Genomic DNA, 610 nt, shown 5'->3' with positions numbered 1-610 from the left:
ACGCAAGGTAGATGCGCCGCTGGCCCTCGCGGTCGGGAGTGGAAACGCCGACCAAGATCGCAGCAAACGGATTGACGGTCCCGTAGTCCACACCTGCCGCCAACCACTTCTCCATGAGCGGAAGCTCGTCCACGACGTGCCGATCCTCGTCGAACTGGTCGTAGATCGCGCCCTCGGCCATCACCCACAGGCCCGCGATGAATCGCTTGTACCAGAGCCCGCTGTACTCACTCTTGAGCGCCTTGACGTAGGCCGGGTCCAACGAGTGGTTGTCGTCGAGGCGGAAGTGCCACTGGCGGAGGTCCAGCTCGTGCGCCCGGTCGAGGAAGTCCTTCTTCAGCCAGTGCGACGGACTGTCAGGGTTCGTGCTCGCAAACAGCTTGGCGCCCTTGACACTGAGCCGGGACAGGAGCATGTCCCAGAAGGGGCGCTCGATCAAGGTCGCTTCATCGACGTAGGCGCCAGCCGCGGTCATGCCACGCAACCGATTCTCGGCGCGGGCGTCGTTCGAGCTGATGATTTCGACCTTGCGGCCCAAGATCACGGCAGTCGGCGCACCGCGGGTGTACGTGATCCGCTTCGCGATCGGTCCCATGAGCGCGGGGTCGGT

Annotated in this window: 1 protein-coding gene; it reads right to left on the bottom strand. The window is 64.3% G+C overall.

The genetic code is table 11. From position 1 onward, the window contains the following. A partial coding sequence (locus ABD844_RS52955) for a phage terminase large subunit (protein ID WP_344897972.1) occupies window positions 1-595 on the bottom strand: 595 nt, incomplete at its 3' end. Window positions 596-610: the final 15 nt, after the last annotated feature.

This window comes from Nonomuraea antimicrobica (genome assembly GCF_039536965.1).
Classification (GTDB): Bacteria; Actinomycetota; Actinomycetes; order Streptosporangiales; family Streptosporangiaceae; genus Nonomuraea; species Nonomuraea antimicrobica.
This window is presented reverse-complemented; position numbering and strand designations above follow the sequence as displayed.